This window comes from Salinicola sp. 4072, assembly GCF_036663415.1.
GTDB classification, from domain to species: domain Bacteria; phylum Pseudomonadota; class Gammaproteobacteria; order Pseudomonadales; family Halomonadaceae; genus Salinicola; species Salinicola salarius_A.
On the sequence record NZ_JAXOVV010000005.1, the window covers coordinates 68810 to 85090 of the forward strand.

The 16281-nt window shown below is 63.4% G+C and carries 16 protein-coding genes; 8 read left to right on the forward strand and 8 right to left on the reverse strand.

What is annotated here, in order from left to right:
- Positions 1 to 56: 56 nt before the first annotated feature.
- The 5 genes from R3F72_RS05780 to R3F72_RS05800 form a co-directional block, all read right to left on the reverse strand.
- Positions 57 to 1091, reverse strand: coding sequence for a nucleoid-associated protein (locus R3F72_RS05780; RefSeq protein ID WP_332779149.1), 1035 nt, complete (start codon positions 1089 to 1091; stop codon positions 57 to 59).
- A gap of 88 nt (positions 1092 to 1179) precedes the next feature.
- Positions 1180 to 1941, reverse strand: a complete 762-nt coding sequence (locus tag R3F72_RS05785; RefSeq protein ID WP_087718378.1) for an ABC transporter permease — start codon at positions 1939 to 1941, stop codon at positions 1180 to 1182.
- On the reverse strand, positions 1938 to 2939 hold the full coding sequence (locus R3F72_RS05790) for an ABC transporter ATP-binding protein (protein ID WP_087718379.1): 1002 nt from the start codon (positions 2937 to 2939) through the stop codon (positions 1938 to 1940). The genes R3F72_RS05785 and R3F72_RS05790 overlap by 4 nt, the downstream gene beginning before the upstream one ends.
- Positions 2940 to 3246: 307 nt before the next feature.
- Positions 3247 to 3918, reverse strand: a complete 672-nt coding sequence (locus R3F72_RS05795; protein ID WP_332779150.1) for a phosphoribosyltransferase — start codon at positions 3916 to 3918, stop codon at positions 3247 to 3249.
- Between the two features lie 120 nt (positions 3919 to 4038).
- Positions 4039 to 4221, reverse strand: coding sequence for a DUF3008 family protein (locus R3F72_RS05800; RefSeq protein ID WP_087718381.1), 183 nt, complete (start codon positions 4219 to 4221; stop codon positions 4039 to 4041).
- A 281-nt stretch (positions 4222 to 4502) separates the two neighbouring features.
- Between R3F72_RS05800 and R3F72_RS05805 the strand changes: the two genes are divergently transcribed.
- A complete protein-coding gene (locus tag R3F72_RS05805) occupies positions 4503 to 5090 on the forward strand; it encodes a BPSL1445 family SYLF domain-containing lipoprotein (RefSeq protein WP_332779151.1) in 588 nt (195 codons plus the stop codon).
- Positions 5091 to 5200: 110 nt separating this feature from the next.
- On the opposite strand, the gene R3F72_RS05810 is transcribed toward R3F72_RS05805, so the two are convergent.
- Positions 5201 to 5929 (reverse strand): YebC/PmpR family DNA-binding transcriptional regulator, encoded by a 729-nt coding sequence (locus R3F72_RS05810; protein ID WP_276232131.1) that lies wholly within the window; start codon positions 5927 to 5929, stop codon positions 5201 to 5203.
- 229 nt (positions 5930 to 6158) lie between these two features.
- Between R3F72_RS05810 and dbpA the strand changes: the two genes are divergently transcribed.
- The 3 genes from dbpA (at position 6159) to R3F72_RS05825 (ending at position 9675) form a co-directional block, all read left to right on the forward strand.
- Positions 6159 to 7613, forward strand: a complete 1455-nt coding sequence (gene dbpA / locus R3F72_RS05815; RefSeq protein ID WP_442978332.1) for an ATP-dependent RNA helicase DbpA — start codon at positions 6159 to 6161, stop codon at positions 7611 to 7613.
- Between the two features lie 32 nt (positions 7614 to 7645).
- Complete coding sequence (locus R3F72_RS05820) at positions 7646 to 8506, forward strand: PA4780 family RIO1-like protein kinase (RefSeq protein WP_087718384.1); 861 nt, start codon at positions 7646 to 7648, stop codon at positions 8504 to 8506.
- Positions 8507 to 8667: 161 nt separating this feature from the next.
- Positions 8668 to 9675, forward strand: a complete 1008-nt coding sequence (locus R3F72_RS05825) for a zinc-dependent alcohol dehydrogenase family protein (protein ID WP_332779152.1) — start codon at positions 8668 to 8670, stop codon at positions 9673 to 9675.
- A gap of 85 nt (positions 9676 to 9760) precedes the next feature.
- Here R3F72_RS05825 and R3F72_RS05830 read toward each other — a convergent pair whose 3' ends face one another.
- Entirely contained in the window at positions 9761 to 10582 is an 822-nt protein-coding gene (locus R3F72_RS05830; RefSeq protein ID WP_332779153.1) for a transporter substrate-binding domain-containing protein, read from the reverse strand.
- Between the two features lie 285 nt (positions 10583 to 10867).
- Here R3F72_RS05830 and R3F72_RS05835 point away from each other — a divergent pair, with 285 nt between their 5' ends.
- From R3F72_RS05835 to R3F72_RS05845, 3 genes are all read left to right on the forward strand, one after another.
- Positions 10868 to 11491: a LemA family protein gene (locus R3F72_RS05835; protein ID WP_332779154.1), complete on the forward strand. Its 624-nt coding sequence runs from the start codon at positions 10868 to 10870 to the stop codon at positions 11489 to 11491.
- Entirely contained in the window at positions 11491 to 12297 is an 807-nt protein-coding gene (locus R3F72_RS05840; protein WP_332779155.1) for a TPM domain-containing protein, read from the forward strand. Before R3F72_RS05835 ends, R3F72_RS05840 begins: the two co-directional genes overlap by 1 nt.
- Positions 12298 to 12463: 166 nt before the next feature.
- Positions 12464 to 13099 (forward strand): TPM domain-containing protein, encoded by a 636-nt coding sequence (locus R3F72_RS05845; RefSeq protein WP_087718388.1) that lies wholly within the window; start codon positions 12464 to 12466, stop codon positions 13097 to 13099.
- Between the two features lie 89 nt (positions 13100 to 13188).
- Here R3F72_RS05845 and R3F72_RS05850 read toward each other — a convergent pair whose 3' ends face one another.
- The gene (locus R3F72_RS05850) at positions 13189 to 14610 is read right to left on the reverse strand and encodes a DEAD/DEAH box helicase (protein ID WP_087718389.1); all 1422 of its coding nucleotides are present in this window, start codon (positions 14608 to 14610) and stop codon (positions 13189 to 13191) included.
- A 496-nt stretch (positions 14611 to 15106) separates the two neighbouring features.
- Here R3F72_RS05850 and R3F72_RS05855 point away from each other — a divergent pair, with 496 nt between their 5' ends.
- Positions 15107 to 16267 carry a glycerophosphodiester phosphodiesterase gene (locus R3F72_RS05855; RefSeq protein ID WP_087718390.1) on the forward strand — a complete coding sequence of 387 codons (1161 nt, stop codon included), beginning with the start codon at positions 15107 to 15109 and terminating at the stop codon, positions 16265 to 16267.
- Positions 16268 to 16281: the final 14 nt, after the last annotated feature.

Consider the following 16281-nt stretch of genomic DNA (forward strand, 5'->3'; position numbering starts at 1 on the left):
CTCCGGCAAGGGGTGGGCCTTTTTCGTTGGAACGGCGACAGTCGTGCTGACTGGATTTAGCCCTTGCGCTGCTTGATCTGCTCCTTCAACTGCCCGGGAACCTGTTTGATGATCAGGCGGTCGCGCTCGTCATCGTATTCGATGCTGTTGCCGAGCAGGTGCGAGTCGAAGCTGATCGAGACGCCGCTGGCGCGGCCGGCAAAGCGCTTGAACTGCTGCAGGGTACGCTTGTCCGGCGGGATCTCGGCGGCCAGCCCGTAGTCCTGATTGCGGATATAGTCGTAGAACGCCTTGGGTTGCTGCTCGTCGACCAGCTCGGAGAGCTCGTCGAGCGTGATCGGCTCGCCGCGCTTGGCCTGGCTGTTGGCGTATTCGATCAGCGTTTCGGTCTTCTCCCGGCTGGCCTCTTCGGGCAGATCCTCGCTTTCGACATAATCGCTGAACGCCTTGAGCAGGGTGCGGGTCTCCGCGCCGGCATTGACGCCTTCCTGACAACCCAGCCACTCCCGGAACGCTTCGACCAGCTTCTTGTTGCCCCGATCCTGCACGTAGGTGATGTACTGGCGCGACTGCCCGCGCTGCCACTGGGTCAGGTCGATCCTGGCTGCCAGCATCAACTGGCCGAGATTGAGTTGCTGGACGGCAATGAGGTTGAGATCGTCATCGAACCCGTAGCCGTCACGCTGGTGGAGCATGGCCAGCGTCAGATATTCCGCCTCGCCCTGACGGGAGTGCACGAACCACCAGTGGCCGCCGATCGAAAGATGCGCATCGAGCAACGGCATCAGGCTTTCGGTGGTCTGGCGGGTAAAGTCGGTGAAGTTGATTTCCCCGCTGCGATAGCGCTCGAGCTCGAAGGCGAAACGTGACGAGGAGACAGGCGCCGCCTCGCTGTCTTCGGCGTCTCCCTCCACGCCGGCTTCGCCAAAGTGCCCCCACGCCTTGGGTTTGCCGTGAAAGCTCGAATTGAAGTTCGCGAGCAGCGAGTCCGCGATCGCCATGTCGGTCATCGCCTCGCCGCAGGTCAGCGTGGTGGGTTGTTCGTCGCTCTGTTTATCGATGCGATGGGCGCAGGCTTGCAGTATCGGCATGACGTGACTCGTGAAGCGTAAAAGGGCGGGCGTCCGATCGACGGCCCGCGAAAAAAGACGACAGCGTGTTCGGGTTGGGGGCTTCGTCTCAGGGACGTAGGCGGTAGCCGGTGCGGAAGATCCAGCTGATCACGCCCAGGCTGACCGCCAGGAACACGCCGATCATGACCAGGCTGGCAACCACGCTGACATCGCTGATGCCGTAGAAGCTCCAGCGGAAACCGCTGACCAGGTAGACCACCGGGTTGGCCAGCGTCACCGCCTGCCAGAACGGCGGCAGCATGTCGATGGCGTAGAAACTGCCGCCGAGAAACGTCAACGGCGTAATGATCAGCAGCGGCACCAGCTGCAGCTTCTCGAAGCTATCCGCCCAGATGCCGATGATGAAGCCGAGCAGGCTGAAGGTGATTGCGGTCAGCAGGAGAAACAGCAGCATCATGAAGGGGTGCTGTATATGCAGATCGACGAAGAAGTTCGCCGTGCCGAGAATTACCAGCCCGAGAATCGCGGATTTCGATGCGGCGGCGCCGACATAGCCGAGCACGATCTCGAAGTACGAGATCGGCGCCGACAGCACTTCGTAGATGGTGCCGGTGAACTTGGGGAAGAAGATCCCGAACGAGGCGTTCGACACGCTCTGCGTGAGCAGCATCAGCATGATCAGGCCGGGCACGATGAAGGCGCCGTAGCTGACGCCTTCGACCTCCTGAATGCGCGAACCGATGGCAGCGCCGAAAACGACGAAGTAGAGCGATGTCGAAATGACCGGAGAGATCAGGCTCTGCAGCAGCGTGCGCCCGGCGCGGGCCATTTCGAAGAAGTAGATGGAGCGGACGGCTTGCAGGTTCATTGGCGCTCTCTGACCAGGTTGACGAAGATATCTTCCAGCGAACTTTGCTTGGTATGCAGATCCTTGAAGCGGATCCCGGCGGCCTCGATCTCGTTGATCAGCGCGCTGATGCTGACGTGATCGCTGTCACCGGCCTCGCTGGCGTCGTAGGTATAGACCAGCACGTTGCCGTTCTCCGCCAGCGTCAGCGGGTAGTGGGCCAGCGCCGGCGGAACGCTGGCCAGCGGTGTCTGCAGGTGCAGAGTCAACTGCTTGCTGCCGAGTTGCCGCATCAGGGTCGCCTTTTCCCGTACCAGCACGATCTCGCCGCCATTGATGACGCCGATGCGGTCGGCCATCTCTTCGGCTTCCTCGATGTAGTGCGTGGTCAGGATGATGGTCACGCCGCTATTGCGAAGCTCCCTGACCACCTCCCACATGTCACGCCGGAGCTCGACATCGACACCGGCGGTGGGCTCGTCGAGGAACAGGATTTCCGGCTCGTGGGCCAACGCCTTGGCAATCAGCACGCGGCGCTTCATGCCGCCGGAGAGCGTGATCAGCTTGTTCTTGCGCTTGTCCCACAGCGACAGCGCCTTGAGCACGCGCTCGATGTGGGCATCGTCCGGCGCCTTGCCGAACAGCCCACGACTGAAGCGCACCGTGTTCCATACGGTCTCGAAGGCATCGCTGGTCAGCTCCTGCGGTACCAGGCCGATCTTGGCCCGTGCGGCACGATAGTCGGTGACGCTATCGTGGCCGTCGACCGTCACGCTACCGCCGGTAGCGTTGACCAGCCCGCAGATGATGCTGATCAGGGTCGTCTTGCCGGCGCCATTGGGGCCGAGCAGGGCGAAGATCTCGCCGCGCTGGATCTCCAGGTCGATCTGCTTCAGCGCTGAGAAGCCGGAATCGTAACGCTTGGAGAGGCCGCTGATGGCGATCACCGGCGGCGGGCTCGCGGCGGGCGTCTCGGTGCGCGGCGTGGGTTCCGGGGCTGTGGGCGTCTCGTGACTCATGCAAACCCTGCTTCGTGACGGCGTTAGGGGCCGTTATTGTAGGCGAAAAGCGGGCTCGTCTGGAGTCATCATCTGCCACGGAGAGAAAACGCGCAGGATCGGGCGGCGGCATGGGTGCGTCGCATGTGATGAGTGGGCTGAACGAACTGGAAGGACTGGAGGAACTGGAGGAACTGGAGGAACTGGAGGAACTGGAGGAACTGGAGGAAAGAAACGGGTGAACAGGTCACGGCGGGACGAGATCGGGAAACGTCGTGGTTCATGCTGTGTCCGGTCGAGCTTCAGGCGCCTGTAGCCTGTCCGGAGGTCACGACTCGGGAGCCTTGGTCTGTGCCAGCAGCTCGATCACCTCTTCGTCGGTGGTCTGGTCGAATTCCTCGTAATGACTGCCGACGGCGCTGAAATCGATCGGTGCCGAGAGGCAGACGATCTCATCGGCCCAGTCGCGAAGCTGGTCCAGTGCCTCTCTCGAGGCAACCGGCACTGCCAGTGTGACATGCCTGGCGCCCTGCTTCTGCATCGCCTCCAGCGCGGCCCGGGCGGTGCCTCCCGTGGCGATGCCATCGTCGACGACGATCACCGCGCGTCCGGCGACATCGACGGCGGGGCGGTCGCCCAGGTAGCGGGTCCGGCGGCTTTCGATCGTCTTCAACTGACGCGCTTTCTCGTCCGCGAGATAGGCATCCGATGCACCGGCCATCTCGACCAGTTCGGCATTGAGATACAGCTGGGGAGGATCGCCATCCACGACCGCACCGATACCGAATTCCGGACGGCCCGGTGCCCCGATCTTGCGTACCATGATCAGGCTCAATGGCAGATCCAGCGTTCGGGCGATTTCGAAGGCAACGGGGACACCGCCGCACGGTAGCGCCAGGACGAGATCCGCTCTTGGCGCATCGATCAACTGCTCGGCCAATTGACGCCCGGCATCGCGGCGATCGGCGAAGCGTGGGATGACGGTGAAAGAATGACGCATCGGCCGTCTCCTGAATCCATGAGGGCCTTGGCTTGGTGCGACCATAGCTAGGTGCGACCACGGGCCGCGCGGCACCTCGGTAAGCGAACCGCGAAGCTCGCTATCCGCAATGTTCGAGATTCAGGATTTGTGCTTGGGTTTGTCCTTGCGAGAGGCCGATGCCATCTTCTCGAGTTCCTTTTCATCCATCGAATCGTACATCGACTTCGATGCACCCTTGAGTTCGCTGGCCTTCTTCTCGCCACGTTTGGCAGCGAGTGCGGCACCAGCGGCCATTTGCTGGGATTCGGACTTGGCTGGCATGAGCTGTCTCCTTCGTGTCGGCACCTTTGGCTATTCGTTGGCGTTGAACCGCCTATTCGCTAGCGTAGAGCGTCGGATAACCCTTGCCCAAGTCTGTGGGCCACGAATGGTGGCGTTCCTTAATCGCCATTAATCGGCGTCTGGGCCTTCCCGCTCGAGCGCAACGCCAGGAAGCCGCAGAAATCGCCAGGCTGGGCTATACCTAATAGAGCAAACGATATTCACAAGACACACGACGAAACGGCAACGTCAACGAAATGACTCATTCAGGAGAACCACGCATGTCGCATATCCTCTGGCGTCGAATTGCCTTGAGCATCATGGCCGGTGTGTTGCTGGCCGGCGGGCTTAGCGCCTGCACCACGACGACTTCCGCCGACCGCGAAAGCCGAATATCGCAGCGGGAGCAACTGGATCAGGACGTACAGCAGACGCTGGATCGGCTCTATCGATCGGTGCCGGCTTCCCGGGCGTTGGCCGACCGGGCGGAAGGCGTGCTGGTCTTTCCGGGCGTGCTGGGTGCCAGCTTCATCGTTGGTGCCAGTCACGGTGATGGATTGCTGTTGGTAGATGGCGCCAAGACGGGCTACTACACCACGACCAGTGGTTCGATCGGCTTTCAGGCCGGCGCGCAGTCGCAGGCGGTCATCTACATGCTGATGACGGAAAAAGCGCTCAATCGGGTGCGTAGCGACAACGGCTGGTCCATTGGCGCCAGTGCCGGCGTCGCGGTTGCGGACATCGGCGCCAACGGCCAGATCACCAACGACACCGCCAATCAGGAAGTCGTCGCATTCGTGATGAACAATCAGGGTATTCAGGGTGGGGTGTCGTTGAGCGGCGCCAAGATTTCCAAGGCCAGCCCTTGAAGCGGTTCGTCCCTTGACGCCGGATTCCAGGATTCACCGGCCCGGACGCAAGAAACCCACCGCGAGGTGGGTTTCTCGTTGATGACCGAGCCGATCTCGAAGCGATCGCGTCAGGCGTTCTCGGGCAGCTCGGCGTTGTGATAGACGTTCTGTACGTCGTCGAGATCGTTCAGCATGTCGATGAACTTCTCGAACATGGCCACGTCGTCGCCTTCCAGCGGCGTGTGGGTCTGCGGCAGGAACTGGATCTCGTCGGCTTCGAACTCGATCTCACCGAAGGTATCGATCAACGCCTGCTTCGCCTTGGCGTATTCGGTATGCGGAGCGAATACCGTGATTCGGCCCTCTTCGCTTTCGATGTCGGTGACATCGACATCGGCTTCCATCAGCGCTTCGAGCACGGCTTCCTCGTCCTCGCCGGCGAAAGCGAAGATCGCGCAGTGATCGAACATGTGGCTGACCGAGCCCTGGGTGCCGATCTTGCTCTTGGTCTTGGTGAAGCAGCCGCGCACGTCGCCGAAGGTCCGATTCGGGTTGTCGGTCAGGCACTCGACGATCACCATGCAGTTGCCGGGACCGAAGCCCTCGTAGCGCGCCGGTGAAAAATCCTCGCCGCCGGCGCCCTTGGCCTTGTCGAGTGCCTTATCGATCACGTGCGAAGGCACCTGATCCTTCTTGGCCTTGTCGATCAGCCCTCGGAGCGTCAGGTTACCGGAAGGGTCGGTACCACCGGACTTGGCGCAGACATAGATTTCGCGGCCATACTTGCTGTAGACCTTGGTCTTGGCATCGGCCGTTTTGGCCATGGATTCCTTGCGGTTCTGGAAGGCCCTACCCATTGTCACTACCTATCAGGTTGTCAACGACGGGCGAGATTTTACGCAACATTGCGCTGATGTTGCAGGTTTATTTGGCCTTTCTTGCCCGGATCGCCTACCCCGGGGGACGAGACGGCGTCAATCACCGCGCGCTCTGGTATTCTGCCGCGCCTGAACATGACATGGTGAGACCCGAGACGTCCGCCGGTTGATTGTATCGATTCCTTCTTCTCGACCAGGAGCGCTTGCCGTGTCCGAGATCCACCATCCCGAAACCAGTCACGCCCAGGCCGAAACCAGCCACGCCAAGGCCGAACATCCCGAGGCGTTCTCTTCGCTGCCGCTGGTGCCGGCGCTTCTGGATAACCTGGAATCGCTGGGCTATCTGGCGATGACGCCGATCCAGGCTGCCAGTCTGCCGCCGATCCTGCGCGGCCGGGACGTGATCGGCCAGGGCAAGACCGGCTCCGGCAAGACCGCCGCCTTCGGACTGGGGCTGCTGTCGGCCCTCGATGTGTCACGCTTCCAGGTTCAGGCCCTGGTGCTTTGCCCCACCCGCGAGTTGGCGGACCAGGTCGCCGAAGAGCTGCGCCGGCTGGCGCGAATGCTGGCCAACGTCAAGATTCTCGCGCTGTGCGGTGGTGCGCCGCTGGGGCCGCAGTTGAACTCGCTGTCGCACGGGGCGCATGTCGTCGTCGGAACGCCGGGGCGTATCGAGGAGCATCTGCGCAAGGGCTCGCTGGATCTCTCGTCTCTCGCGGTGCTGGTACTGGACGAGGCGGACCGCATGCTCGACATGGGATTCCAGGCCGCGCTGGAGGCCATCGTCGCGGCCACGCCGACGACACGCCAGACGCTGTTGTTCAGCGCCACCTACGGGGACAGCGTACGGCCGGTCGCCGAGCGTATGCTGCGCGAACCGGTGAAGGTAGAAGTGGCCTCGACCCACAACGAGCAGAGCATTCGCCAGCACTTCCACCGGGTCGCCGACGAACCAGCTCGTCTTGCTGCGCTATGCCAGTTGCTGCTGCACTACCGGCCGGAATCCAGCGTGGTGTTCTGCAATACCAGGCGCGAGACGCAGGCCGTGGCGGACGAGCTGATGTCGGCGGGGTTCAGCGCGGAAGCCTTGCACGGTGATCTCGAGCAGCGCGACCGCGACCAGACCCTGATTCGTTTCGCCAACAAGAGCCTGTCGGTTCTCGTTGCCACCGACGTGGCCGCGCGCGGGCTGGATATCGATGCCCTGGATGCGGTCTTCAACTATCAGATCGCGCGTGAACTCGAGGTTCACGTGCACCGCATCGGGCGGACCGGACGCGCCGGGGCACGCGGCGTTGCCTGCACGCTGCTGACCGAGAAGGAAGCCTATCGGCTCGAACGCCTCGAGGAATTTCTAGGCGAGAGCCTGCCCGTCGAACCGCTGCCCGGTCGTGCCGGCGCCGGGCAGCAGCCCTTTCAGCCGCGTATGGCGACCCTGCAGATCGATGCCGGCAAGAAGCAGAAGATCCGCCCGGGGGACGTGCTGGGGGCCTTGACCAACGGCGACGATGCCATCGATGGCGATCAGGTCGGCAAGATCAAGGTGCTCGATCGCAGCGCCTACGTCGCGGTCGAGCGCGGGGTGGCCAGGCAGGCGCTGGCGACGTTGAGCGCGGGTAAATTGAAAGGGCGCAGCTGCCGGGTGCGCCGAATTGGACGCTGAGGCCAGCAGGAACCTGTGAGGATAGCGAAAGCATGAAAGTACCCAAGCGATTGCAGCCGTTGGTCGAGGATGGCCTGGTGGACGAGGTCGTCAGTCAACTGATGAGTGGCAAGGAGGCCCAGGTTTTCGTCGTTCGCTGCGGGGAGGAGCTGCGCTGCGCCAAGGTGTTCAAGGAGGCCAAACAGCGCAGCTTCAAGCAGGCGGTGGCCTACCAGGAAGGCCGCAAGGTACGTAACAGCCGTCGGGCGCGGGCGATGTCGAAGAAGACCCGCTATGGCCAGCGCGAGCAGGAGTCGGCGTGGCTGAATGCGGAAGTCGACGCGCTCTACCGCCTCGCCGAGGCGGGCGTGCGGGTGCCGACGCCCTACGGCTTCGTCGATGGCGTGCTGCTGATGGAGATGATCGTCGATGCCGATGGCGACGTCGCGCCGCGTCTCGATGACGTCGAACTGACGCCGGAGCTGGCGCTCGACTATCACCAGCGCCTGATCGGCGAGGTCGTCCGGATGCTCAGCGCCGGCCTGATTCACGGCGACCTGTCGGAGTTCAACATCCTGGTCGGCGCCGACGGGCCGGTGATCATCGATCTGCCCCAGGCGGTGGATGCGGCCGGCAACAACAACGCGCCCTGGATGCTGGTACGCGACGTCGACAACCTGCGCGGCTATTTCGGCCGTTTCGCCCCGGCGTTGCTGAAGACCGACTACGGCAAGGAGATCTGGGCGCTCTACGAGGCCGGCGAGCTCCATCCCGAAGTCCGTCTGACCGGACGCTTCACGCCGGATACTACGCTTGTCGATGTCAGCGACGTCATGCAGGTGATCGACGACGCGCGCGAGGAAGCGGCGGAGCGACAGGCGCGGGAACGAGACGACGACGAAGAGAGCTGGTGACGCGACCCGCGACCCGCGATCTGCAATGCCGAGCCGGCAACGGGCAACGGGCAACGGGCAACGGCGTCGCCGAAAGGGCTTGATCGCTGCCGGAGGAGAGCGTCTACACTCTCGTTACCATCAAGCGATCCATCGAGGTCGTTTCGTTCAAGGAGTGTTTCATGCAAGTCGTCAATCTCAAATCCCCCGGTGGCCTGGATCAGCTCAAGCTCCACGAGGTCGAAGGCCCCGGCGAGCCGGGCCTGGGGGAGATCCGGGTTCGCCTTCACGCCAGTTCGCTCAACTTCCATGACTATATCGTCGTCAGCGGCAAGTCCCCGACCGAAGAAGGGCGGATCCCCATGGCCGATGGCGCGGGCGTCGTCGAGGCCGTGGGCAAGGGTGTCACCGAGTTCGCGGCCGGTGATCGTGTCGTCTCCACCTTTTTCCCGCACTGGCTCGAAGGGCCGGCGCGCGTTGCCGACTTCAAGACGGTGCCGGGCGACGGCGTCGACGGCTACGCCCGCGAGCAGGTCATACGACCTGCCCAATGGTTCACCCACGCCCCCGAGGGCTACACCCATGCCGAAGCCGCCACGCTGACCACGGCAGGGCTCACGGCCTGGCGTGCGCTGGTCGTCGACGGCGGGCTCAAGGCGGGGGACACCGTGTTGACGCTGGGGACCGGCGGCGTCTCGATCTTTGCGCTGCAGCTTGCCAAGGCGATGGGCGCGACGGTCATCTCCACCTCGTCTTCCGAAGACAAGATCGCCCGGCTGAAGGCGCTGGGCGCCGACCATACGATCAACTACCGCGAAGAGCCGGAGTGGGGCAAGAAAGTGCAGGCACTGACCGACGGGCGCGGTGCCGATCACGTCATCGAAGTCGGCGGACCGGGCACGTTGCCGCAGTCCATCGACGCCGTTGCCATTGCCGGGCATATCTCGCTGATCGGCGTGTTGACCGGTCGCGGCGGGGATATTCCCACCTCCAAGCTGATGGCGAAGCAGGCGCGGCTGCAAGGCCTGATCGTCGGCAGCCGCCGCCACCAGATCGAGATGATCCGCGCGCTCGAGGTCATCGGCCTCAAGCCGGTCATCGACTGCTCGTTCTCGCTGGATCGGATTGCCGATGCCTTCCGTCATCAGGAGTCCGGCAAGCACTTTGGCAAGATCTGCCTGGAGTTTTAAGCGCTTAGAAGGAAGAGATACGAAGCGCTAGAACGAGAGCGCCGCCGGGATATCCCTGGCGGCGCTTTTTATCGTCTCGGCGGCGTCAGGTATTTGACTTGCGAGAGGCGGGACGCAGGTCGTAATCGAAGTATTGGTGCATCAGGTCTTCGAACGTGCCGTCGGCGTAGACGCTGTCCAGCGCCTGATTGAAGACTTCGGCCAGTTCCTTGTCGCGGGGGCGAACCGCAATCGCGTTGCCTTTGCCGAAGATCGACTCCGGACGGTCGATCCGCGGGCCGACCTGAACGAACTGGCTGTCGGCGTTGCCGATCTCCAGCGAGTCCAGCGCGACCGGATAGTTGAGAAACGCCAGGTCCAGGCGCTGCGACTCCAGGTCCAGCGCGACATCCGCCGCCGTGGCGTAGCGCTGGATATCCAGGGTGTCGGCGTACTGCTGCGTGATGTAGCTGTCCTGCGTGGTGCCTCGCTGCACGCCCACCGACCGTCCCTTCAGCGATGCCGTATCGTCGAGAGAGATATCACTGCCGCGTCGCGCCACCCAGACCTTGGGTGACATGGCGTAGGGTTCGGTGAACAGCACCTGGCGTTCACGCGCCGGCGTGATCCGCATCGATGACATGATGGCGTCGTACTTGCGCGAGAGCAGCCCGGGGATGATGCCATCCCACCCCTGAACTACCCACTCGCAGTCGAGCTTGGCCCGCTGGCAGAGGATGTCACCTAGCTCGATCTCGAAACCCTCGAGCTCGCCGTCGGCGTTGCGGTACTCGAACGGCGGGTAGGGCACGTCCACAGCGATACGCACGTGCTGTGGCGCGGCGGCATGCGCACCGCCAGCGAGACCCAGGCCGAGGGCCAGTACCGCGAAGGGACGGGCAAAGCGAGCGTTAAAACGTTGTGTCACGCGGAAAAATCCTTTGTCGATGGGCCTTTCGACGGCCCTTTTCTGCTTGTTGGCGATCTACCGACAACGGCACCCCGGGGTTGATGGCGCCGTCATCAACATGGTGACGCAGGCGATAGTGAATGACCAGCGACGGCAACGCCGACCGAACACGAAGGAATTCACCTTCCCAAGCCGCTGGCCAACCTGTAACTTGGCGTCATCGTCGTTTCGATGTCTTCGCACCACCGTGACACGCTCGAGTTGTCGAAACGGCTTATTCTGAATTCTGATCGGGAACCTTTCATGCAGACACCTGTGACCGCCTTGTCCGTCGCCGCTCGCCAGCCGTGGCGGTGGATGCTGCTGCTGGTAGTGATGCTGTCGCTCTCCGGCTGCGGCATCAACAATATTCCGACCCTGGACGAGCAGGTGAAATCGGCCTGGTCCCAGGTCGAGAACCAGTATCAGCGCCGTGCAGATCTGGTCCCCAATCTGGTGGAAACCGTCAAGGGCTTCGCCAGCCAGGAACGTGAGACGCTGACGGCCGTTGTCGAAGCGCGAGCGAAGGCGACCTCGATTCAGGTCGACGCCGATACGCTGAACGATCCTCAGAAGATGCAGCAGTTCCAGCAGGCCCAGGGGCAGCTGACCGGTGCGCTGAGCCGGCTGATGGCGGTCTCCGAGCGCTATCCGGAACTGAAGTCGAACCAGAACTTCCTGGCGCTGCAATCCCAACTGGAAGGGACCGAGAACCGGATCGCCGTGGCGCGACGGGATTTCATCCAGGCGGTCGAGGCCTACAACACCGAGATCCGCACCTTCCCCGGCAAGATCTGGCATAGCGTGCTCTACAGCGACATGCCGATTCGGGAGAACTTCGAAGCCACCACGGAGAATGCCGATCAGGCGCCCAAGGTGGAGTTCTGATGCGCTGGCCGGTTCGACAATCGTACAAGTGCGCTGCGTCGCTGATGCTTGGTCTGTGGCTACTGGCCTTCGCGCTGGTCGCCCAGGCGGCGCCGGATTTCCCCGAGCTCACCGGGCGGGTCGTCGACAATGCCGAACTGCTCGACCCCGCTACCCAATCCCAGCTGACCGATATGCTGGCGGCCCACGAAGAGGCGACCTCCGAGCAAGTGGTGGTGGTCACTCTGCCGAATCTGCAGGGTGAAGCCATCGAGGATTACGGCTACCAGCTCGGGCGGCATTGGGGTATCGGCCAGGAGGGCGAGGACAACGGCGCGCTGCTGATCGTGGCGGTGGACGAGCGCGCCGTGCGCATCGAGGTCGGCTACGGCCTCGAAGGCCGGCTGACCGACGCCCAGTCTTCGATGATCGTCAACCAGATCATCACGCCCGCATTCCGCGAGGGCGACTTTGCCGGCGGTATCACCCGCGGGGCCGAGGCGATGGTCAAGGTGCTGGGTGGCGATCCCATGGCGGAAGCGGCGCCGCAGCAACAGCCCGATCGTCAAGCGTCACGCCATATCGGTGGCGCGGGCTTCTGGTTCTTTGCCTTGTTCATGATCGTCATGTTGATCGTCCGTAGTGGCGGCGGCGGTGGTGGCCGTGGCGGCAAACGGCGCCGGCGCGGCGGGTTCCTCGGTGGCGTGCTGATGGGGGGTGCGCTGGGCGGTGGGTCCGGCGGCTTCGGTGGTGGTGGTTTCGGCGGTGGCGGCTTCGGTGGCGGCGGCGGCGGTTTCGGCGGCGGCGGTGCCTCCGGTGGCTGGTAGGGAAACGCTGAATAAATCGGCGAGCAGGATGAAGCGCAAGACGCACGGAGCGCAGAGAACGAGGCATAACATAGGGTTAGGCGAGTTTTCGAGCACCGCGCAACGCAGCGATTCGCCTGCGCAGCCATTTAGGCAGTGTTCCCGTAGACGACAGGATAACGACAGCATGTCTTTATTGAACGAAAGCGAACAGCGGCAGGTCGGCGACGCGATCACGCGGATCGAGCGCGACACCGATGCCGAAGTCGTCACTGTCCTGGCACGCCAGGCCGATGACTACACCTACATTCCCTTGTTGTGGGCCGGGCTGACGGCGCTCATCGTGCCGGGCGCGCTGAGCGTCATCGCCAACTGGCTGGGTTGGCTGGACGGCATCAGTGCCTGGTATCTGCTGCTGGTGCAGTGGCTGGTCTTCATCGTGCTGGCGGTGGTGTTTCGGTTGCCGTCGATACTCACGCGCCTGATCCCGCGCCATGTGCGCTTCTGGCGCGCTTCCAATCTGGCCAGGCGCCAGTTCCTGGAGCAGAATCTGCACCATACCGATGCCGGTACCGGCATGCTGATCTTCGTCTCGGAAGCCGAGCGCTACGTGGAGATCATCGTCGATCGCGGGATCTCGGCCCAGTTGAGCGACGACACCTGGCAGTCGATCGTCGAAGCGTTTACTGCCCGCGTCAAAGCCGGCGAGACGCTGCAGGGCTTTCTCGACTGCATCGAGAGCTGTGGCGACCTGCTGAAGACCCATGTGCCGGCGACCCACGAGCGTAACGAGCTGCCCAATCGGCTGGTCGTGCTCGACTAGGTTTCCCGCGTCGGCACGGCACCCGAATACGATAACGCCACCGTCAATGACGGTGGCGTTGTCGTTGATGCCGAGTCAGGCGTCGCGGTTCAGACGTTGCCGTTGGGCGTGCCGCCGCCACTGCGGCGTTGTCCACCCTGGGAACGCCGCCGCCGACGTGCAGGCGCGTCGCCATTGCGGTTGCCGCTGTCGCCCCGGTTGCCTTCGCCGCGATTGCCACTGGCACCGCTGCGCTGGCCCGAGGATGAGCCACGACCACCGCCGTTGCCGCGTCCGCCCGCGTTGTTGCCGCGTCCGCCACCGTTACCGCGACGCTGGCCACCGCGTGGCTGACGGCCCTCGTTGTCGTCGACCTTGGGGCCGCCGCCGGGTGTCGGTTCGAATCCTTCCACCGCCTCGCTGTTCAGACGCTGGCTGATCAGACGCTCGATGCCGGCCAGTTCCTTCTTCTCGTCCAGGCTCACCAGCGAGACGGCCTGGCCGCTGGCGCCGGCGCGGCCGGTACGGCCGATGCGGTGGACGTAGTCCTCCGCCACGTTGGGCAGCTCGAAATTGACCACCTGCGGCAGCTGGTCGATGTCCAGTCCGCGAGCCGCAATGTCGGTTGCGATCAGGGCGCGGACGTTGCCGCTCTTGAAATCGGCCAGCGCCTTGGTGCGCGCGTTCTGGCTCTTGTTGCCGTGAATCGCCGCCGCCTCGATACCCTGGCCTTCCAGATACTTGGTCAGGCGGTTGGCGCCGTGCTTGGTGCGGGTGAAGACCAGCACCTGCTGCCACTGATGCGTCTGGATCAGGTGCGACAGTAGCGCCGGCTTGCGGCTCTTGTCCACCGGGTGGACCCACTGCTTCACCGTCGCAGCCGCGGCGTTGCGCGGCGTGACCGACAGCTCGACCGGATCGTTGACCAGGCCCTTGGCCAGGTTGCGGATATCGTTGGAGAAGGTCGCCGAAAACAGCAGGTTCTGACGCTGCTTGGGCAGCACGGCCAGAATCTTGCGGATATCGTGGATGAAGCCCATGTCGAGCATGCGATCCGCTTCGTCCAGTACCAGCACTTCTAGCTTGTCGAAGCGAACCACTTTCTGCTGATGGAGATCGAGCAGGCGGCCCGGCGTGGCGACGAGAATGTCGACGCCCTGGCGCAGGGTGGCGATCTGCGGGTTGATCTTGACCCCGCCGAAGACCACGGCGCTCTTGAGCGGCAGGTGCTTGCCGTAGGTCGCTACGCTCTCGCCTACCTGAGCGGCGAGTTCACGGGTCGGGGTCAGGATCAGGGCACGTACCGGGATCTGTGAGCCGCCCTGGGGGCGCTCACCTTGAGACAGACGGTGAAGAATCGGCAGGGTGAAACCTGCCGTCTTGCCGGTGCCGGTCTGTGCGGCTGCCATGACGTCTCTTCCCTCGAGGACGGCGGGAATCGCCTGTGACTGAATCGGGGAAGGGGTGTCGTAGCCCTGTTCGGCAACGGCTTTCAGCAACGGGGCACTAAGGCCCAGTGAGGCAAAACTCATTCGGTATTCTCTAGGTCGCGGCGAATGGCGAAGCGAAGCGGCTACGCTCTACCGGGGAATGCCAGTGCTGGCTGATGCGCCTGGAGGCGGCAAATAGGAGGGTCGTCAACTCTTTCAGCTTCGCGTGACGACGGTCAGACAGGTAACGGCAATGGGAACGCAGCTTAACGCATGTGTGTCGCCGCCGCCATCCCGGAACCGCGACTATCGAGAATTGATCCGGCGACTCGCCTGACCCGGAAGGGGAAATGGCTCGGTACCAACGATAAGGGCTCCAGGCGAAGTAAGGACTGACTGGGGCGATGGCGGGATGTCACTGCGTCCGGCGCTGGCTATGCTGGGTCAACATACGTCGTTCGGCCACAACGCCCGGGTTTCGAGAGCGCCGGTGAAATCGACGCCCTGGACCTGACTTGGTCGCCAGCGTGTCATCGGGTAGCGTCAACCTTGTATCCGGCAGGAAGAGCCCGATAACGGATGAACGAAGGAGATAACGATGACCATTGCGACACGTCACTGGCTACTGGCCTGTGGTGTCAGCCTGATACTGCCGATCGGCGTGGCCCAGGCCGCCGATACCGCCGGCGATGGCGAGCCCCAGGGCTCGACGCTATGTACCAAAATCCCGATACCCTGTGACGCGGTGATCGCCCACCGCGGCGCCTCCTACCAGGCGCCGGAGTCGACCCGACCGGCCTACCTGCTGGCGCGGGATCTGGGCGTCGACTATCTGGAGCTGGACCTGCAGCGAACCCAGGATGGCGTGCTGGTGGCGGTTCACGACAACTCGCTGGGGCGCAACACCAACGTCGCCGAGGTATTCCCTGACCGAGCCGACGCGCCGGTATCGAGCTTCACCCTGGACGAGCTCAAACGGCTCGACGCCGGCAGCTGGTTCAATGCCGCCTATCCGGATCGTGCCCGCGACAGTTATTCGAGTCTCGAGATCCTGACTCTGGACGAAGTGATCGACATCGCCGAAGACGGTCGGAATCACCCCGGGCTCTATATCGAAACCAAGGTGCCCGAGCAGTTTCCCGGAATCGAGCAGGACTTGCGTGACAAGCTCGAGGCGCGGGGCTGGCTCGGCAAGGCAACGAAATCTCGACCCGCCGCCGAACAGGGCGCCGTCAGGGTTGGCGATACGCCGGGTCGCGTGGTGATGCAGACCTTCTCGAAGGCCAGCCTGCAGGCGCTGGAAGAGGCCATGCCGCAAGTGCCGCGTGTGCTGCTGCTGTGGCTGGGCGAGGGCGGCATCGAGGCTGCGCCGGGCAAGCCGCAGGGCGACGACGAGAGCACGGCCGACTATTATGCGCGCCAGCAGGTCGCGTCACCCGAGGCATATCGATCCTGGCTCGATTTCGCCAAGGATCATGGCGCCATCGGTGTCGGGCCCTCGGCGGTGCAATCCGAGCATGACGGCGCGTTCAGCAGCCAGTTCAGCTACATGGATCTGGCCGAGCCGTGGATGATCGGCATGGCCCATGACGATGGCATGCTGGTGCATCTCTATACGGTGGACGAGCCGGCGGACTTCGAGCGTTATCGGCAGCGCGGCGTCGACGGCTTCTTCACCAACCGGCCGGAGCAGCTGCTGGAGTTCTACGGGCAGCCGTCTCAGGATCAGGACGCCATTCTGAAGCGTTACGGCTACTGAGCGCCGTCGCGACG

What these genes read in the sequence shown, in the direction of transcription:
- R3F72_RS05835 (WP_332779154.1), top strand. Translation starts at nt 10,868, where the DNA reads ATGCAGACACCTGTGACCGCCTTGTCCGTCGCCGCTCGCCAGCCGTGG.
- R3F72_RS05845 (WP_087718388.1), top strand. Translation starts at nt 12,464, where the DNA reads ATGTCTTTATTGAACGAAAGCGAACAGCGGCAGGTCGGCGACGCGATC.
- R3F72_RS05820 (WP_087718384.1), top strand. Translation starts at nt 7,646, where the DNA reads ATGAAAGTACCCAAGCGATTGCAGCCGTTGGTCGAGGATGGCCTGGTG.
- R3F72_RS05790 (WP_087718379.1), bottom strand. Translation starts at nt 2,939, where the DNA reads ATGAGTCACGAGACGCCCACAGCCCCGGAACCCACGCCGCGCACCGAG.
- R3F72_RS05800 (WP_087718381.1), bottom strand. Translation starts at nt 4,221, where the DNA reads ATGCCAGCCAAGTCCGAATCCCAGCAAATGGCCGCTGGTGCCGCACTC.
- R3F72_RS05850 (WP_087718389.1), bottom strand. Translation starts at nt 14,610, where the DNA reads ATGAGTTTTGCCTCACTGGGCCTTAGTGCCCCGTTGCTGAAAGCCGTT.
- R3F72_RS05825 (WP_332779152.1), top strand. Translation starts at nt 8,668, where the DNA reads ATGCAAGTCGTCAATCTCAAATCCCCCGGTGGCCTGGATCAGCTCAAG.
- R3F72_RS05785 (WP_087718378.1), bottom strand. Translation starts at nt 1,941, where the DNA reads ATGAACCTGCAAGCCGTCCGCTCCATCTACTTCTTCGAAATGGCCCGC.
- R3F72_RS05780 (WP_332779149.1), bottom strand. Translation starts at nt 1,091, where the DNA reads ATGCCGATACTGCAAGCCTGCGCCCATCGCATCGATAAACAGAGCGAC.
- R3F72_RS05855 (WP_087718390.1), top strand. Translation starts at nt 15,107, where the DNA reads ATGACCATTGCGACACGTCACTGGCTACTGGCCTGTGGTGTCAGCCTG.
- R3F72_RS05840 (WP_332779155.1), top strand. Translation starts at nt 11,491, where the DNA reads ATGCGCTGGCCGGTTCGACAATCGTACAAGTGCGCTGCGTCGCTGATG.
- R3F72_RS05810 (WP_276232131.1), bottom strand. Translation starts at nt 5,929, where the DNA reads ATGGGTAGGGCCTTCCAGAACCGCAAGGAATCCATGGCCAAAACGGCC.
- R3F72_RS05795 (WP_332779150.1), bottom strand. Translation starts at nt 3,918, where the DNA reads ATGCGTCATTCTTTCACCGTCATCCCACGCTTCGCCGATCGCCGCGAT.
- R3F72_RS05805 (WP_332779151.1), top strand. Translation starts at nt 4,503, where the DNA reads ATGTCGCATATCCTCTGGCGTCGAATTGCCTTGAGCATCATGGCCGGT.